The following is a 534-nucleotide window of genomic DNA, read 5'->3' on the forward strand; positions in this document are numbered from 1 at the left end:
TTTTTTATTTTTGCAGCATTTCTATAAGAAGAGATAAGGATGCCAGACGAGAGAAATTGGAAAGAATATAATGAGCAAATGGTGAGGAGAGAAGAAATGTACATTTCTCTGGATTTTATGGAAACATGGAATAAAGAACTTGATGAAATGAATTATAAAAAGAGAGGAAGACCATATAAATTTCCAGAATCTTTCATGATATTCCTTGATTTCATTCACATCGCTTTTCTTCCATTTCGCCAGATGGAAGGATTTTTGAGAAAGCTCCCTGAATATATCCAAAGCTGAAGGCAGCTGACTACTCAACCATATGCAAAAGATTGCAAAAGATGCATATTGATCTTCCTTTACAAGACATTGGCAATGACGTGATAATTACTCTTGATTTTACAGGGATGAAAGTCCCCAACAGAGGAGAATGGATGCGTCATAAATGGAGGGAGGAAAGGATGGATTAAAGTGCATATTGCTGTGGAGCCATTGGTAGAGAAAGCAAAGAGAACCATTGGCAATAAAAAAATAGAGAGGATGACG

1 protein-coding gene is annotated in these 534 nt (G+C 36.3%); it reads left to right on the forward strand.

Annotated elements, in window-relative coordinates; genetic code table 11:
- The first annotated feature begins 39 nt into the window (after positions 1-39).
- Positions 40-288, forward strand: a complete 249-nt coding sequence (locus H5T45_07730; GenBank protein MBC7129587.1) for a hypothetical protein — start codon at positions 40-42, stop codon at positions 286-288.
- Positions 289-534 lie beyond the last annotated feature (246 nt).

This window comes from Thermoplasmatales archaeon, assembly GCA_014361245.1.
Taxonomy (GTDB): Archaea; Thermoplasmatota; E2; order UBA202; family JdFR-43; genus JACIWB01.